The organism is Pauljensenia sp. UMB3104 (genome assembly GCF_030217285.1).
Taxonomy (GTDB): Bacteria; Actinomycetota; Actinomycetes; order Actinomycetales; family Actinomycetaceae; genus Pauljensenia.
Window position 1 is genome coordinate 160,742 of the sequence record NZ_JASONN010000001.1, and the last position, 16,846, is coordinate 177,587.

15 protein-coding genes are annotated in these 16,846 nt (G+C 63.0%); 1 reads left to right on the forward strand and 14 read right to left on the reverse strand.

What is annotated here, in order from left to right:
* Positions 1 to 63: 63 nt before the first annotated feature.
* The 10 genes from QP415_RS00740 to QP415_RS00785 all read right to left on the reverse strand — a co-directional run bounded on the left by QP415_RS00740 (position 64) and on the right by QP415_RS00785 (position 12,615).
* Positions 64 to 1,593 carry a chorismate-binding protein gene (locus QP415_RS00740; protein WP_285098106.1) on the reverse strand — a complete coding sequence of 510 codons (1,530 nt, stop codon included), beginning with the start codon at positions 1,591 to 1,593 and terminating at the stop codon, positions 64 to 66.
* A 103-nt stretch (positions 1,594 to 1,696) separates the two neighbouring features.
* Positions 1,697 to 2,389: a prepilin peptidase gene (locus QP415_RS00745; RefSeq protein WP_285097948.1), complete on the reverse strand. Its 693-nt coding sequence runs from the start codon at positions 2,387 to 2,389 to the stop codon at positions 1,697 to 1,699.
* On the reverse strand, positions 2,386 to 3,246 hold the full coding sequence (locus QP415_RS00750) for a shikimate dehydrogenase (RefSeq protein ID WP_285097950.1): 861 nt from the start codon (positions 3,244 to 3,246) through the stop codon (positions 2,386 to 2,388). The genes QP415_RS00745 and QP415_RS00750 overlap by 4 nt, the downstream gene beginning before the upstream one ends.
* On the reverse strand, positions 3,243 to 4,691 hold the full coding sequence (gene mltG, locus QP415_RS00755; RefSeq protein WP_285097953.1) for an endolytic transglycosylase MltG: 1,449 nt from the start codon (positions 4,689 to 4,691) through the stop codon (positions 3,243 to 3,245). Before mltG ends, QP415_RS00750 begins: the two co-directional genes overlap by 4 nt.
* On the reverse strand, positions 4,688 to 5,176 hold the full coding sequence (ruvX, locus tag QP415_RS00760) for a Holliday junction resolvase RuvX (RefSeq protein WP_016461732.1): 489 nt from the start codon (positions 5,174 to 5,176) through the stop codon (positions 4,688 to 4,690). Before ruvX ends, mltG begins: the two co-directional genes overlap by 4 nt.
* Complete coding sequence (gene alaS / locus QP415_RS00765; RefSeq protein WP_285097956.1) at positions 5,173 to 7,881, reverse strand: alanine--tRNA ligase; 2,709 nt, start codon at positions 7,879 to 7,881, stop codon at positions 5,173 to 5,175. Before alaS ends, ruvX begins: the two co-directional genes overlap by 4 nt.
* Positions 7,882 to 8,000: 119 nt before the next feature.
* Positions 8,001 to 8,624 carry a 30S ribosomal protein S4 gene (rpsD, locus tag QP415_RS00770; protein ID WP_016461734.1) on the reverse strand — a complete coding sequence of 208 codons (624 nt, stop codon included), beginning with the start codon at positions 8,622 to 8,624 and terminating at the stop codon, positions 8,001 to 8,003.
* A 119-nt stretch (positions 8,625 to 8,743) separates the two neighbouring features.
* A complete protein-coding gene (locus QP415_RS00775) occupies positions 8,744 to 10,087 on the reverse strand; it encodes a replication-associated recombination protein A (protein ID WP_016461735.1) in 1,344 nt (447 codons plus the stop codon).
* 10 nt (positions 10,088 to 10,097) lie between these two features.
* On the reverse strand, positions 10,098 to 11,426 hold the full coding sequence (locus QP415_RS00780; protein WP_442953446.1) for a type IV secretion protein Rhs: 1,329 nt from the start codon (positions 11,424 to 11,426) through the stop codon (positions 10,098 to 10,100).
* 142 nt (positions 11,427 to 11,568) lie between these two features.
* Positions 11,569 to 12,615, reverse strand: a complete 1,047-nt coding sequence (locus QP415_RS00785) for a hypothetical protein (protein WP_016461737.1) — start codon at positions 12,613 to 12,615, stop codon at positions 11,569 to 11,571.
* 150 nt (positions 12,616 to 12,765) lie between these two features.
* On the opposite strand from QP415_RS00785, the gene QP415_RS00790 reads away from it, so the two are divergent.
* Entirely contained in the window at positions 12,766 to 12,921 is a 156-nt protein-coding gene (locus tag QP415_RS00790) for a hypothetical protein (protein ID WP_156824705.1), read from the forward strand.
* On the opposite strand, the gene QP415_RS00795 is transcribed toward QP415_RS00790, so the two are convergent.
* The 4 genes from QP415_RS00795 to QP415_RS00810 are packed head-to-tail and all read right to left on the reverse strand — an operon-like array spanning position 12,905 to position 16,811.
* The gene (locus tag QP415_RS00795; RefSeq protein ID WP_016461738.1) at positions 12,905 to 13,699 is read right to left on the reverse strand and encodes an ABC transporter ATP-binding protein; all 795 of its coding nucleotides are present in this window, start codon (positions 13,697 to 13,699) and stop codon (positions 12,905 to 12,907) included. The two genes, QP415_RS00790 and QP415_RS00795, sit on opposite strands and share 17 nt — an antisense overlap.
* The gene (locus QP415_RS00800) at positions 13,696 to 14,745 is read right to left on the reverse strand and encodes a FecCD family ABC transporter permease (protein WP_016461739.1); all 1,050 of its coding nucleotides are present in this window, start codon (positions 14,743 to 14,745) and stop codon (positions 13,696 to 13,698) included. Before QP415_RS00800 ends, QP415_RS00795 begins: the two co-directional genes overlap by 4 nt.
* On the reverse strand, positions 14,742 to 15,737 hold the full coding sequence (locus QP415_RS00805) for a FecCD family ABC transporter permease (protein ID WP_285097968.1): 996 nt from the start codon (positions 15,735 to 15,737) through the stop codon (positions 14,742 to 14,744). Before QP415_RS00805 ends, QP415_RS00800 begins: the two co-directional genes overlap by 4 nt.
* A 36-nt stretch (positions 15,738 to 15,773) precedes the next feature.
* Positions 15,774 to 16,811 carry an ABC transporter substrate-binding protein gene (locus QP415_RS00810; protein ID WP_016461741.1) on the reverse strand — a complete coding sequence of 346 codons (1,038 nt, stop codon included), beginning with the start codon at positions 16,809 to 16,811 and terminating at the stop codon, positions 15,774 to 15,776.
* Between the last annotated feature and the right edge of the window lie 35 nt (positions 16,812 to 16,846).

Sequence of the window (16,846 nt, forward strand, 5' to 3'; positions counted from 1 at the left end):
ATCATTCCTCACCTAGGCTAGCGAAAAATGGCCGACGGCGGGTGAGGCATCCCGCAGGACGGGTCAGGACAGGGGGACCAGGGTCGATGCCCGCACGACGGACTCGACTGCGGCAGCGGCCTTGTTACGAGACTCCTCGTACTCAAGCGCCGGGACCGAATCAGCAACGAGCCCCGCACCCGCCTGCACCGAGGCAACACCATCCTTCAGCGATGCCGTACGAATAGCGATCGCCAGATCAGCGTCACCGGACAGGTCGAAGTAGCCGACGACGCCACCGTACACGCCTCGCGCAGCGGGCTCGAAGTCATCGATCAGCTGGATGGCACGAGGCTTGGGCGCACCCGACAGGGTACCCGCGGGGAACGTCGCAACCAGGGCATCAAGAGCATCAGCATCCGGGCGCAGCACCCCCGTTACCGTGGACGAAATGTGCTGGATGTGCGAGAAACGCTTCAGCTCCATCAGCGTCGAGACCTCAACCGACGCGGGATCACACACCTTCGACAGATCGTTGCGTGCCAGGTCAACGAGCATCACGTGCTCCGACAGTTCCTTGGGGTCCTCGAGCAGCTCAGCAGCCAGTCGGTGATCCTCGGCAGAATCCGCACCACGGGGACGCGAACCGGCGATCGGATACGTCCAGACGCGGCGTCGCTCACTCTTGACGAGGGTCTCCGGAGACGAACCAACAACCTCGAAATGGCCTCCCTTTTCATCGGGTAGGTCCAGGAAATACATGTAGGGCGACGGATTGACCGTACGCAAAACGCGGTAGACGTCGATACCACTGGCCGACGTCGACACATCAAGGCGCTGCGACACCACGATCTGGAACGCATCACCGTCTTCAATGGCGCGTTTGGCTGCATGGACGGAAGACTCGAAATCAGCACGGGTCGTCCGTTGACGTACCTGAGGCGGCGTCGCGTCGCTGGTACCCAGGACCGCCGGCGCGATCTGGGTTGCGAGCTGTTGCGTCATCGCATCGAGACGCTCAATCGCACGGTCGTACGCGCCGTCAACGCCGTCCGCCGAACCGTTGAGGTTCCAGGCGATCGCCATCAGGTACACCGAGCCCGTCGCGTGGTCGAGAGCCGCTACCTCCGTCGCCAAGACGAGCGTCGCGTCCGGAATATCCGACTCCTTCGGGGCTGTCGCGGCGAGCGTCGACTCCCACTCAGGAATGATGCCCCAACCGAGAGAACCAACGAGAGCGCCCGTCAGCGGAGGCAAGCCTTGAATCGGCGGCGCAGCCAGCTCCTCGAGAGCGGAGTGAACGACCTCCAGGAACGTTCCCTCCTCACGAGCACCTTCCGGGTGGGAACCGATCCATCGTGCATGGCCGTCGCGTGCGACGATGGCACCGGCACTCGACGCTCCCACAAAAGACCAGCGCCCCCACGAACCACCGTGCTCCGCAGACTCAAGAATGAAGCTGCCGTAGTTGCCATGGGCGAGCTGTCGGTAGACGCCCACCGCACTCAGCTCATCAGCGAGCACTCGCCGAACGACGGGGATCACGCGCCGTGAGGCTGCAAGATCGACAAAGACGTCGCGCGGGGGCCAGGTCTGGCCCCACTCGAGGCTCACAGGCTCACACTGATACGAAGGCGTCGAAATAGTCACCAGTCCATTGTCCCATCCGGAAGCGGACTCGTCCCAGTGGGGTCCACAATGAGACCGAACAATAGTGCTACAGCCAGTCCGGAACGACACCCCAGGCAATCGCAGCCATCAGTGCGGATCCGATCATCCAAGGCCCCATCGGCACACGTGACTTCGTCCCGGCCGAGCCGATCACGATTTTCCAGAGCGCAGCAAACCCGGCCAACACAAACGACAAAGCCAGGGAGGAGACCGCAGCCTCGATACCGACGGATCCTGCCATCGCGCCCAGAACGGGTGCGAGCTTCACGTCTCCCCCACCCATACCGCCGGGCAGACGGTTGAGCAGTGCGATCGGAATCGTCCAGATGAGAGCCCCAGCAACGCATCCGATGAGGCGCTGCTGCCACAGGGGCGAAATGATGACGCCGACAACAACGCCCACCGTCACGCCGATACCCATCGCCACTGTATACGCGTTAGGCAGACGATGAGTCTGAGCGTCAACGTAGGCGCTCAGCGCCCCGATCATCGCAACCGTCATGACCGAGGGCATGCCGGGACGCATCTGCGCCGCCACGAATAGGATCGCCCCAACGATCGCAGAACTCCACACAATCGCGTTGCGCGTCAGCGGGGTACGAGTCGCTTCAATGAAATACCGCCGCTGGATCTTCCACCCGGACCTCCACAGCCACACCAGCACGATGATCCATGTGAGGAATCCCGAGACGAGCGACAGATCCGCACTGATGCGCTGGGGAAGCCAACCGACGATCACGACGCCGCGCCTTCCTGTGAGCGCCGTTCCAGCTCCTCCTCAAGAGCCCCGCGCATCACGTCGATATCGGGGCTGCGCCCGGTCATCAGCTGAACCTGTGCTCCTGCCTGATAGACCAGCATATCCGTGCCCTCAGCAACAATTCCGCCGCCTGCCTCATAGGCGGCGCGCAACGCCGTATGCCGCGGGGAATAAACAACATCAAGGAGGACCTGCCCGTCGCGCACATCGAGACACTGCGCGAGCGGATCCGCAACACCGGCGGGCAGGGTTGAGATGACGAGGTCAGCCTCGCGCGCCGCCTTCGACACGGCCTCGACGTCGGACCACAGAACCTGTTCGATGGTCACGCCCAGACGCGAGGCAGCAGCAACAACCGATCCGGGACCGCCGAAGCGGCGCGCAGCGACAGTCGACGTCGTCATCCCCAGCTCGCCAAGCGCGGCGAGGGCAGACGAAGCCGTGGCGCGGGCACCGAGGATCAGAGCACTCGAAGGAAGCGAGCGCCCCTGAATCGAACATGCGCGGCGGACGGCCGACGCGATACCCGTCACGTCGGTATTGAAACCCGCAAGAACGCCCGAGGACGGAACAACCGTATTGACCGCGCCAACCGCACTCGCTAACGGATCAATCGCATCCAGGAGCGGCATCACCGCCTGTTTGCAGGGCATTGTCACCGACAAGCCCGCGCAGTCAGCACCCAGGCCACCAACGAAACCGGGAAGTGACTCGCGGTCTTGCTCAAGCCGACGGTACTCCCACCCCTCGATGCCAAGCTGCGCCCATGCCGCGCGGTGAATGACCGGCGACAGAGAATGCTCGATCGGCGAGCCGATCACGGCGGCCCACGTCATGATGCCGTGCAGACCTTCGGATTCGCAGCGCAGTACGCCTTGAACTTCTCGCGGTTCTTCTCCTGTTCTTCCAGAGTGGAGGCGAACAGAGTCTCGCCTGTGTCCAGGTTGACCGTCACGAAGTACAGCCATGTTCCATCGGCCGGATTCAGCACGGCCTTGATGGCCTTTTCGCTCGGCTGGCCAATCGGAGTGGGTGGCAGTCCCGGGTGCAGGCGCGTGTTATACGGGTTGTCATTATCGAGATCCGCCTGATCGGGCACACCGCTGGTCTTCCCAACGCCGTACAGGACCGTCGAGTCCATGCCCAGCATGCCCTTCGTTTCACCGTTTGTATCCGCCAGACGGTTATCGATCACGCGGGCGACCATCGGCATATACCTGTCGATGTTCATCTCACCATCAACGATAGACGCCTTGATGAGGACGGTTTCGCGGTCTGCGGGAGCAACACCCAGACGGTCGAGTTCATCGATCGTGCCCTTGACCATGCGCGCGATAAGGGTGGTCGGCGTGTCTGTTTCGCCGACCTCATAGGAGCCGGGAAGGAGCCATCCTTCGGCGTTGCCGCCGGCCTCAGAGGGCAGACCGATAGCCTCGGTATCGGCGAATGCCGCATCGACGTCGGCCTCGGAAACGCCCATGATATCGATGATGCGTTGCTTCACTTCCGACAGCTTCTGGCCGGAACCGATAGTCACCGTCGAGTCCACACGATTCGTCTCGTCCAGCAAAGCGGCGAGCGCTGCAGAGGCGCTCATCTGTTGCTTCAAACGGTACGTACCAGGGCGAATCGACATTGCCGCCGAAGTCTTCTCGAACTGGCGCACGAAAGCACCCACGGACTTCACGACGCCCGCTTCCACCAGGGTCTGGCCGATCGCACGGCCCGAGGCCTCCTCATCAATGGTCACCTCGACCGAGCCGGAACCGGGGCCCGGATAGTCATCCGACGAGGTCGTCGATGAGTTGAAGAGCTGATCGTAGGCAACGTAGCTTGCACCGGCGACTAAGCCGAGCACGAGAACGATGATGAAGAACGAACGAATGCGACGACGACGCTTGCGTTTACGGGCTGCGCGGCGTTCGCTGGCGAGCCTGCGCGAGCGCATACCTGTCGTTTCAGACGCCGTCTCAACGACCGTCGCAACACTGCTTGCACGGGCAGTCGAAGCGGACACACGCGGTGCCGCACCGCTGTCAGTCACCTCGTCGAAGGACGGGAGCGACGCCGAGCGCTGACGACGACTCGCACCACGCGCGGGTACAGCCTCTGTGTCGGCCGAGGCCGGGGCCACCGCAGGTGTGCCGTGAAGCGGGGTCGACGCGGAGTCCTTCGGGGACTCGACGCTGGAGTTATCACGTGGAGCGTCGGAGTAGACCTTGGGTTCACCGGAGTGAATCTCACGGCGAGAACGGAAGGGGTAAGGGGGAGGCGTACTCACGTGTGTACTCCTTCGTTGGGTTCGAGGATGATCTCCTCACCGGGAGCTCGACCGCCCATGCGTTCAAGCTCGAGCGCCTGCTCCAAGATGATCTGGGCGGCCACCTGATCGATGACACTGCGATGGTCGATTTCCGGGATACCGGAGGCACGTAGCCGCGCATGCGCCTGGTTGGACGTCATACGCTCATCGACCATCGCGACCCGAACACCGGGAACAAGCTTCTTGATGCGGCGCGCATACTTGCGCGCTCCCTTCGCAGAAACGCCCTCTCCCCCGCGCAGATGACGAGGCAGCCCAACGATCACTTCGATCGCGTCATGACGACGGACAATGTCGGCGAGACGATCGAGATCAGACAGGTCAGGGGCCCTGTGAAGGGTTTCGACGGGCATCGTGAGAATACCGTCGGGGTCGCACCGGCTGACGCCGACACGCACGGTGCCGACGTCCACGCCGATGCGAATACCCCGACGAATACTCACAGAGCCTCGATTTCCTTGCGGATCGCGTCGATCGCGTCCGCGATGCCCTCGGGCTTCGTGCCGCCACCCTGAGCGATGTCATCGCGGCCACCGCCGCCACCGCCCATGTACTTGCCAACGGCGCGCACAAGGGCGCCTGCCTTTACCGAGTGCTCACGCGCGGCCTCGTTCGTCGCAACAACAAGCGAGGGCTTACCGCCAACGAGACCACCGAGGGCAACGACGACGCCGCGCTCATTACCGAGGCGGTCGCGGACGTCGAGCGCAAGGGTACGCAGGGCGTCGGCCGAGGGCATGTCGCCAACGGCGGCAGCCACGACGCTGACGGCGCCAATAGCCGAGGCGGAAGCCGCAAGATCGGCACCGCGGCTGAGAGCCTGAGCGGTGCGCATCTTCTCCAGTTCCTTCTCGGACTCGCGCAGCTTGGACAGGAGGGACTCAATGCGATCGGGCAGCTCATCCGCACGGCCACCAACGAGCTGAGACAGCTGAGCAACGAGCGCATGCTCCTTGGCCTGGAACTCGTATGCACCGTCGCCGACGAGCGCGTCAATGCGGCGCACGCCGGATCCAACGGAGCCTTCGCTGAGCACCGTAATGCGACCGATGTGTCCGGTCGTCGGCACATGGGTACCACCGCACAACTCACGGTCGAAGCCATCGCCAATCGTGACGACGCGGACCTCCGATCCGTACTTTTCGCCGAACAGCGCGATGGCGCCGGCGGCCTTTGCCTCGTCGAGGCTCATCACCTCGGTCGTCACGGCCAGATCCTGGGCGAGCTTCTCGTTGACGAGCGCCTCAATATCATTGATCTGAGAGCCGTCAAGCGCCGCACCGTGACGGAAGTCGAAGCGCAGTCGCGACGGCGAGTTCTCAGAACCGGCCTGCGTCGCATCCTTCGACACGACGTTGCGCAGGCCCGCGTACACCATGTGCGTGGCAGTGTGGGCACGAGCGATCGCCAGACGGCGCTCGCCATCAATCTCGGCGTATGCCTTCTCGCCCACCGTCATGCCGCCCTCGGTGAGAGTGCCGCGGTGAACGCTCAGGCCACGGATCGGTGCCTGCACATCGTGAACCTCAACAACGCCACCGCCAGCGAGACGGATCGTACCGTGGTCGGCCAGCTGGCCACCCATTTCAGCGTAGAAAGGCGTGCGATCAAGGATCACCTCGACCTCCGCGGGTGCGCTTGCAGCGGGTGCCGCAACACCGTCAACGAGCAGCGCTTCGACAGTGGCCTCGGCGGCCTGCTCCGTGTAGCCCAGGAACGTCGAGCCACCACCCATCGCCTTCTCAATCTCGTGGAAGACACGGACGTCAGTGTGTCCAGTCTTCTTCGAACGGGCGTCGGCGCGTGCGCGTTCCTTCTGCTCGGCCATGAGGCTGCGGAAGCCCTCCTCGTCGACGGACACGCCCTGTTCGGCAGCCATCTCGAGGGTCAGATCAATCGGGAATCCGTAGGTGTCGTGCAGCGAGAACGCAGAGGCGCCGGAAATAACGGGGGCGCCCTTCGACTCCTTCGCGCTGGCAACCGCAGCGTCCAGGATCGTCGTACCGGCGCTCAGCGTGCGACGGAAAGCGTCTTCCTCCGCGTAGGCGACCTCCGAAATCGTCTTCCAGTTGGTCTCGAGCTCGGGGTACGACGCCTTCATCGCGTCCTTGGAAGCGGTGAGCAGGGTCGGCATGGTTGCCTCGTCGACGCCCAGCAGGCGCATGGAGCGAACAGCACGACGGATCAGACGACGCAGCACGTAGCCGCGGCCATCGTTACCGGGACGCACGCCATCACCGATCAGCATGAGAGAGGAACGCACGTGGTCGGCCACGACACGCATGCGCACGTCATCGTCATAGGCGGCACCGGCCTCGGGGCCCGCGGCGCCCAGACCGTAGCGCTTGCCACTCATCTGCATGGCAGCGTCGATGACGGGGAACACCTCGTCGATCTCGTACATGTTGGGCTTGTCCTGCATGACGAAGGCCAGACGTTCGAGGCCTGCGCCCGTATCGATCGCCTTCTTGTCGAGCTCGCCCAGCAGCGGGTAGTCCTTGCCGGAACCCTCACCGCGCATGTACTGGTCGAAGACCAGGTTCCAGACCTCGAGGTAGCGGTCGCCACCCGGGTCGACGGTGCCGCCCACGGCCTCGGGGCCGTACTCGGGGCCGCGATCATAGTGCCACTCGGCACAGGGGCCGGCGGGACCCGGCTGGCCGGTGTCCCAGAAGTTCTCCTCGCGAGGCAGGCGCACGATGTGCTTGGGATCCATGCCGATCTGCTTGGTGAGGACGTTGAAGGCTTCCTCGTCCTGGTCCCACAGGGTCACCCAGAAGCGATCACCGTCAAGGCCATACATGCCCTCGTCGCGCGAACCCGTCAGCAGCTCCCAGGCGTAGTTGATCGCGCCTTCCTTGAAGTAGTCGCCGAACGAGAAGTTGCCGTTCATCTGGAAGAACGTGCCGTGACGGGTCGTCTTACCGACGTTATCGATGTCGTTCGTGCGAATACACTTCTGCACCGACGCGGCACGAGGCCACGGCGCGGGCTCAACACCCGTGATGTAGGGGATAAACGGAACCATGCCCGCGATCGTGAACAGAATCGAGGGCTCCGGGGAGACGAGAGAAACGGAAGGACGAATCTCATGCCCCTGCTTCTTGAAGTATTCGAGCCAGCGGGTGCGGATTTCAGACGTACGCATAGTCCCCCATGTTAGACGCTCTGCGCCGGTCGCGGCACGTCGGCACGCGCAAGCGGACAGTGGGATAAAAGAAAAACCGCGCCCCCGAGCATGGCTCGGGGGCGCGGGAATGACTTGTGTCAGCGCGAGTAGTGCTCAACGACCATCTGAACGTCGACGGTCACGGGGACCTCAGCGCGCTTCGGGCGACGCACCAGGGTCGCCTTCAGGCGAGCCAGGTCAACGTCCAGGTACTCGGGGACGGCGGGCAGCACGTCGCGGTGGATACCCTCGGCAGCGATCTCGAAGGGAACCGTGGTCTGCGACTTGGGCTTGACCTGCAGGGTCTGGCCGGGCTTCACGCGGAACGAGGGGCGATCGACGATCTTGCCGTCAACGAGGATGTGACGGTGAACGACGAACTGACGAGCCTGCTGGATGGTGCGGGCGAAGCCGGCGCGCAGGACGAGGGCGTCCAGACGCATCTCGAGCAGCTCAACCAGGTTCTCACCGGTCAGGCCAGCGGTACGACGAGCCTCTTCGAAGGCGCGGCGCAGCTGCGACTCACGGATGCCGTACTGGGCGCGCAGACGCTGCTTTTCCTTCAGACGAACGGCGTAGTCGGAATCCTGGCGGCGGCGGGTACGGCCGTGCTCACCGGGGCCGTAGGGACGCTTCTCGAAGTAGCGAACAGCCTTGGGGGTCAGGGCCAGACCGAGGGCGCGGGACTCGCGCACCTGCTTGCGGGAACGATTCGTTGCCATGTTTCTTCTTCCTGTTTCTCGTGTCATGCCGGAGATCCCGGCATGGGGCCAACTCCAGGATCACATCGACCCGTCGGCTAAGGCCCCAGGTGCCCGCTGATGCGGACAACTGTTCCATCCTAGCGTCTTTTCAGCAAATTGCGAATCACACCGAGCCGCTTCGTGAGCATCGCCTCATGGCCGTTTTCCGTGGGCTCATAGTAATGCGTACCTTCGAGGTCGTCCGGCAGGTACTGCTGCGCCGCGACGTGGTGCGGATGATCGTGCGCGTACAGGTACCCGTCACCGTGTCCCAGAGACTTGGCGCCGGAATAGTGCGCATCGCGCAGATGCTCGGGCACCGCTCCCCCACGCCCGGCGCGCACATCGGCGATCGCACGATCGATCGCCAGGTACGTCGCATTCGACTTCGGGGCTGTCGCCACGGCAACGACTGCCTGAGCGAGGAGCAGGCGCGCCTCGGGCATACCGATCAGCGCGACTCCCTGGGCGACGCTCACGCAGGTCGTCAGCACCTCGGGAGCGGCCATTCCCACTTCCTCCGAAGCGGCGATCATGATGCGTCGCGCGATAAAACGCGGGTCCTCACCGGCCTCGATCATACGGGCGAGGTAGTGAAGAGCTGCGTCCACATCAGAACCGCGCATCGACTTAATAAACGCGCTTGCCACATCGTAGTGCTGATCTTTACTCCAGCGAACGAGGGCCTGATTGGCCGCCGCCTCAACGCTCGCGACCGTAATCTCACCGGATCCATCATCGCTGGCAACACCCGCAGCTGCTTCGAGGAGCGTCAAAGACTTACGAGCATCCGAGCCCGCCAGGCGCACAAGTCCGGCCACGGCCTCGTCCGTAATAGAAAAACGCCCACCAAGGCCGCGCTCATCCGCCAGCGCACGGCGAATGAGCCCCTCGATTGCATCCGCGTCAAGAGGACGCAGGGTTAAGAGGAGCGAGCGCGACAGGAGCGGAGAAATCACCGAGAACGATGGATTTTCAGTCGTCGCTGCAACGAGGACGACCCACCGATTCTCGACGGCAGGAAGGAGCGAGTCCTGCTGCGACTTCGAGAAGCGATGCACCTCGTCGACGAACAGAATGGTTTCTTCTCCCCCGCTGGCGAGAGTTCGACGCGCATCATCGACAACACGCCGCACGTCACTGACGCCCGAGGAAACGGCGGAGAGCTCGATAAACCGCCGTCCGGATGCGCGCGCGATCAAATACGCGAGCGTCGTCTTACCAGTACCCGGAGGACCCCAGAGCACAACGGAGGACACTGCAACACCGTCGCTGGCTCCAGGCGAGAGAAGGCGCCGCAACGGCGCCCCCTCACCGAGCAGGTGCGACTGTCCAACGACCTGTGCAAGTGTCGTAGGACGCATACGAACGGCGAGGGGCGCGCCCGCATTGAATGCAGGCACGCCCGACTCGTCGATAGATTCAGAATCAAACAGATCCATGAGCCCTAGCTTAGGACAATGTGACTCCATTCGAGGAAGAGCGAATCTTGGGACCGGAGAGAACCTGGACGACCACGAGGCCTCCGAGGATCAGCATGCAGGCACCGGCACCCAGGAGATAGCCATTCAGTCCTTCAGACTCATTACCGGACAGGGAGGAAGACAGCATTTCAGCGTGCAGCTTCACGCCGCCCGAGGCGTCAACAGACGACCCAGCACCGGCTGCGGCAACCGTCGAAGCGACCTTGAACTCAGCCCAACCGACCAGTTCATGCTGACGGTTCGCGACGACGACCTTGTAGTCGCCCATCGGAAGGCCCGTAACGTCCATCGACACCTGATTGGAGTCTTCGACCTGAAGCCAGCGGGCCTCACCGGTCTGCATGATATTCGCGCTCACCCAGTCGCCAGCAACGGCCTTATCCGAAGGAACGTTAATCGTCAGCTGTCCGCCGGTGAAAGCTGCGCTCACGCCACCCTTGTTCGCATCAGTCAGCTGCGACACGTCAGAAATAGGCGACACCGGGGTGTCGGAAGGCTGCGCGGATGCAGCAGAAGCACTCGCAGATGGTGTCGGACTCGGCGCCTCGGAAGGCGTCGGGGTCGGACGGACGGCGGGGAGCTGTGGATCATCGGGCGCAGGCGCGGGCTGCTCAGTGGTGGGAGCAGGCGCGGGATCGGCACTGGGCTCGCTCGTCGGTGCGGGCGCGGGATCGGAAGTCGGTTCCGGTGCAGGATCGGTCGTCGGCTCGGCCGTGGGCTGAGGCGCGGGATCGGCCGTCGGGTCCGTCGTCGGTTCAGGTCTGCGCGTGTCGTCGTTACCAACAGGCTGATACACGCTCACGGTGTAGGTCACAGGCTCACCCTCAACGAGATCTCGCCCTTCCTTGAACATGAGCACCGTGACGGTGTGCCTCGTTCCAGGCTCCCACGTGATGCCCTCGACATTGTTCTGTCCATTGGGCACAGGGACCTTCAGGGTGTAGTTGTGCGGACTGGTGGCAACCCACACATCATCAGCGGTCACGGGTACCGTTTCGCCATCACGCTCATACGTCGGCTGCTCAACAGGCGTCACGCGACCCGAGTCGAGCATCACGCCCCAGTAGCCCTTATCCCCGTACTGCTTCTCAAAAGAGGAGCCCTGTTCGATTCGAACAGTGAATGCGGTGGTCGGGACGGGGATGGCCCCGTCGTTACCGTCTGCGCGAGCAGCAAATCCGGGGATCGCAAGCGCGATGGCAGCGAACAGGCACAGGGCCATCAGGAGGCTCATCAATCGACTGCGCCCTCCGAGGCCGCGCGCGGCAAGGGCAGAAGCGGCCCGTGCGTGCTGCATACCGTTCTCCTTAGTGACTTAATCCTCAGAAGCATTTGTTCTGAAACTAGAGTAACAGGCGTGGCGCGCGAATGCTAAATTCCAACGCACACCAATCGGTTAATGCACATTTTCTCAGAGCGCTAGCCCAGATGAAAGGTGATTAGCGCGCCAATCCGTGGGAGCGGCGGACAATACTGACCGTCACGATGGCACCGAGCAACGCAAGAGCACCGCCACCAGCGAGAATCCAACCATTCAGCCGCGACTCTTCCTCGCGGGCGGCCTGATTCGAGGCCTGCTGCTCCGAGTGAGCTTTGGGACCAATCTGCGATGCGGACACGCTTTGCTGAGTGGATGAGGTCGAAGGCTCCGGAGTGGGATCCGCGCTGTTACCTGATCCACCAGACGAAGTAGACGACTGTGTCGACGATCCCCCACTAGCAGACGACGAACTGGGAGACGGAGTCGACGCAGAAGATGTCACATCATCAGCCTGCGTTCGTTCGGACGTCCGATTCTGTCCAGACGCACTGGTCGACGACTCACTTGGCACAGAGGGGGCGTCGGTAGGGCTCACGGAGGTGCTATCGGAGCCAGGATCGTGAGTCGGGGCAGCACTGTCATCCGTCACCGGATCAGTACCATCGGTCGCTGACGGTTCGGTCGGTGCCAGCGAACAGGAGCGCGCCTCGGCTGCCGATTCGACGACCGTCACCTCAACCTGAACATAGTTGCCCGTCACCCCGTCACCGATCATGACCTGGTGCTTCGTCCCAGCCGTCCACAAAGCCGGCAGGTCAATATCAGCCGTGAAAGTGCCGTCCGCACCAACTTTCGCAACCGCCCATGCAGACCTATTACGTGCAACCGAGGACGGAACCCACGTGGGGAGGACCATGTCATCAGAGCGCTTTTCCTGGCCATCATCGAGCGTCACAATCACGAAACCGAGGGCATCCTCGGAAGACGGACCCCACCCAGAGCCTTCCAGATGCAGCGGCACCCCGGTTGCTACGACCGACGACGCTATGATCGACGCCCCTTCTTCAGAAGCGGTCACACACTGCCCCGGCTGATCGCCAATGCCATCCGCACTGTAGGCGGGAGCGACCGACACGAACATTCCACCGACGACGGAGGCAGACGCGGTCAGTGCAAGCAGGGACATGCGAAGGCCCCGGCTCTGCGAGCGCACCTGTGTCGTCATGCGTATTCGTTTCCTTCTGTCTGGGATAGCCTCAACCAATCGACACTGTCACGCTCAGAATAAGCATGTCAGTGCCTGAGTAACCACTCGATACCAGCACCATACTATTGCCTGGCTTGCGAGATGTAATTGCGAGCAACAAGCAAATTCATGGCACACCTGCTCAAAACCTTATTTTACCTGGATTTACGCGATTTTGCCACAATTACTGTGAGCAATATTATCGAGCAATCATACCTGCTGGTGACCCGCTGGTCAGCATTTGAGATGCTGAGAAAGACAACGTCGGTCAACGACGCGGGATGACGAGAGGAGCCCCCGTCTCCGGATCCTCGATGATGCGACAGGGCACTGCGAATACGCGCTCCACAAGCTCAGGCGTGACCACCTGGGCAGGCTCACCCTGAGCGAGGATCTGCCCGTCCTTCATAAAGACGAGGTGGGTGGCATACCGGAACGCAAGATGCAGATCGTGCAGCACGGCAACAACAGTCGTACCCGCGCGCTGCAACCGCTCGGCAAGACGAAGCACCTCCAGCTGATGATTGAGATCGAGATAGGTCGTCGGTTCATCGAGCAGCAAGATCTCAGTCGACTGCGCCAAAGCCATCGCAATCCAGACACGCTGACGCTGACCACCGGAAAGCTCACCAACACGCCGACCGACAAGGGACGCGACACCCGCATCCTCCATCGCACGGGCGAGCGCTTCATCGTCCTCACGACTCCACTGACGCAGAAGGGACTGGTAGGGGTAACGCCCCCTCGCAACCAAATCTTCCACGAGCATATCGCCCGGAGCCACAGACGACTGCGCGAGCAATCCCAGTCTGCGTGCAAGCGCCTTCTGATTCATATCGGCAACGCTGCGCCCGTCCAATTCCACCACTCCGCTACGAACGTCAAGCACGCGAGCCAACGACCGCAAGAGGGTCGACTTCCCACACGCGTTGGGGCCAACGATGACGGTCAACTCACCGTTGAGGACATCCAGCGACAACCCATCCAGAATGGGAGCGTTCTTCCCGTAGCCGACGACGATATCGCGGGCACCCAGCCCCGGCCTCGTCCCTACCCCAGTCATGACCTCACCTCACGAATCAACAACCACAGGAGGTACAAGCCTCCCACGACACCCGTCACAACACCCACGGGAAGCTCAGCGGGCGCGATCAAACGCTGAGCACACACGTCAGATGCCAACACCAGCAACGCCCCCACGAGCGCGGACGAAGCAAAACCCACTCCCCCGCCACCGCACAGGCGATGCGCAATATGCGGGGCGGACAATGCGACGAACGCGACCGGACCAGCGACGGCCGTGGCGCAGGCAACGAGCAGGATGGCGACAGCGATCGACAGAAGACGAATGCGGCGCACGCGCACGCCGAGCCCGGTCGCAACGTCGTCCCCCATCGCCACAAGCCCCAGCGGAACTGCAGCAGCGACGCACGCACATGCGACAACGCCGAGCACGATCAGGAGAGGTGTCAGTCGAGCGAACGTAACCCCCGAAAATGACCCAGCACTCCACAGTTGCGCTCGCTGCGCTGCCTCCAGCGGCGCCTTGACAATCAGCAGCGAATTGATAGCGCGCAGCGCAGCAGAGCAACCAATACCGACCAGGACAACACGCATTCCCGTCACGCGCATACCGCCTGCGCAGGCGAGGATCGCTGCACCTGAGACGAGGCCACCGACCAAGGCCCCGAGGCCGGTCACCGCCGGACTCGACCCCAGCACAATAATCGCTATCAGCGCGCCGGTGGCACACCCCGTTGACAGCCCCACGATGTCCGGGCTTCCCAGAGGATTACCCGAGATCGTCTGGAAGATACGCCCCGAAATGCCGAGCGCGCACCCGACCGCAACAGCGGCCAGCATCCGCGGCAGCCGCACAGACTGAACGAAATAGACCCCCAGGAAGTCGTCACGAGGACCGCCGTCACCCAGCAGGCGCCGGAAGGAGTCCGCGGCACTGAGCCCATAGTCGCCGAGCGTCAGCGAATAGACGGACAATCCGAGCACAAGAAGGAGGCCACACACGACCACCACCGCGCTGCGTCGATGAATACGGACGGAGAAACCGGCTCGCGACACAGTGATATACCGCTGACCATCTCGCGTCATGACATACCCCTTCCGCGCGCAGCAATAATGAAGAAGGGGGCGCCGATCAGGGCGACAACGACGCCCACGGGCACCTCGGAAGGCGCGAGGAAGAGACGTGACGCAATATCGGCAATGCACACCCACACGGCGCCTGCGACCATCGACCAGATCGCAACCGCTCCCTGCTTCGCACCGACGATACGTCGCACCATGAGAGGCACCGCCAAGCCGACGAATGTCAGCGGACCACCCAGCGCTGTTGCTCCACCAGCAAGAGCCGTCACGGCAAGAATTCCCAAAGCCCGAATGAGTCGCACACGCACGCCAAGACTCACGGCAGTATCCTCACCGATGGCGAGAACGCCGAGAGCTGACGAGATGAGAGCAGCGAGGACACCCCCGCAGACGATAACTATTCCCGCTGCGACCACCGAGCCCATATCGACCCCCTCCAACGATCCGGAGGCCCAGTAACGGAACTCGTTGAAAGCAAACTGATTGGCCGCCAGGACTGCCTGCGTGAGGGACGCGAGAGCAGCGGACACGGCAATGCCCGCAAGAGCGAGACGGGAGCGAGACCCGCCACCGCGGCCCGACATCGCAAATACGAGAGCGGCAGCCACCCCCGCGCCAACGAACGAAGCGCCGAGCGTCCCGGCGCGCGTCACAACCCCAGACACAGCTGTGACGGATACGACGACGAACGCAGCGCCTGCGTTGATGCCAAGCACACCCGGATCCGCAAGCGGATTGCGAGTCATCGCTTGCATGATGGAGCCAGCCACACCGAGCGCCCCGCCGATCATGAGCGCGGCAATCGTGCGCGGCACCCGCAGCTGGGTGACGACTTGCGCATCCTGACTCGCCCCACCACGAACCAAAGCATCCCACACAACATCGGGAGCGATGGAACGGGAACCCAGGGCGAGCGAGGCCATCGCGACGAGGACAAGCACCAGCGTCGCCACTGCACAAGCAATGGCGACGCTGGCGATACGACGTGTCGTCATGTCAGGTCAGCGACCCGAATCGTCCGACTATCGGGCTCAGGAAGCCGGGACGAACTGGGCCTCGATGCTCGAGACGATGCCGTCCATCAGGAGGTAGCCACCGGTCGAGGTCCACAGGGAACCGTCGACGGGGATGACGTGGTTCGCCTTGACGGCGCCGAGCGAGTCGAAACCGACGGTGTTCTTCGCCTCTTCGAGGGCTGCGGCAGAGGCCTCGACGCCCGTGTTGCCACCGGCGGACGGGTTGTTCACCGAAGACTTGCCGAGCGTGCCAAAGAAGATCCAGTCCGCATCGATCTGGTCAATGTTCTCCAGGGAGACGGGCTCGGAGTGGCCTTCGCCGTCACGGTCCTGGTTCGCGGGGCGCTTCATGCCGAGTGCGGTCAGAGCCTGTCCGGCGGGGAGTTCCTTGAGGATCAGGCCAGCGCTATCGCCCTGCCAACGCACGACCGAGTACGTCTGATCGAGGTAGCCGGCGTCCTTCAGGCGGGCGCTCACCGATGCGACATGCTGGTCGAACTCCGCAAGCTTGGTCTCGGCCTGGTCGGCCAGACCCAGCGCATCCGCGGTGAGCGTGAAGGTCTGCCGCCAGTCACCACCGGACTGAGTGGTGAAGAAGACGGGTGCGATCTGAGAAAGCGCAGTCAGGGTTTCCGTGTCGTTATTCTTCACAGAGGTACCGTCGACGAGGATGAGATCGGGATGGGCTGCACCGATAGCCTCGAGGTTCGGGGTACCAATCGATCCAAGGATCGGAATGTCTCCGGCACGATCGATCAGGTAGTTCGGGACGGTCTGCTGACCACGGCCGGACACGACGCCGATCGGGGTCACGCCGAGCGCGAGGGCATTGTCAGTGGTCGGCTCGGAGAGCGTGACAACGCGGCTGGGGTGCGACGGGAGTGTCACCTCCTGGCCGGACGCATCGGTGACGGTGCGCGTCGCAGACGTCTCGGACGTCGCGGATGCCTCGGGGGACGAGGCCGGGGCGGGCTGGTTGGACGAGCATGCTCCCAGAGCGAGAGCGGTCAGAGCGACGCCGACGATGGCGCGAATTCGCGTCGACAGGTGCACAGGTGTCTCAATTCAGTCGTTCTTGTTAGGTGCGT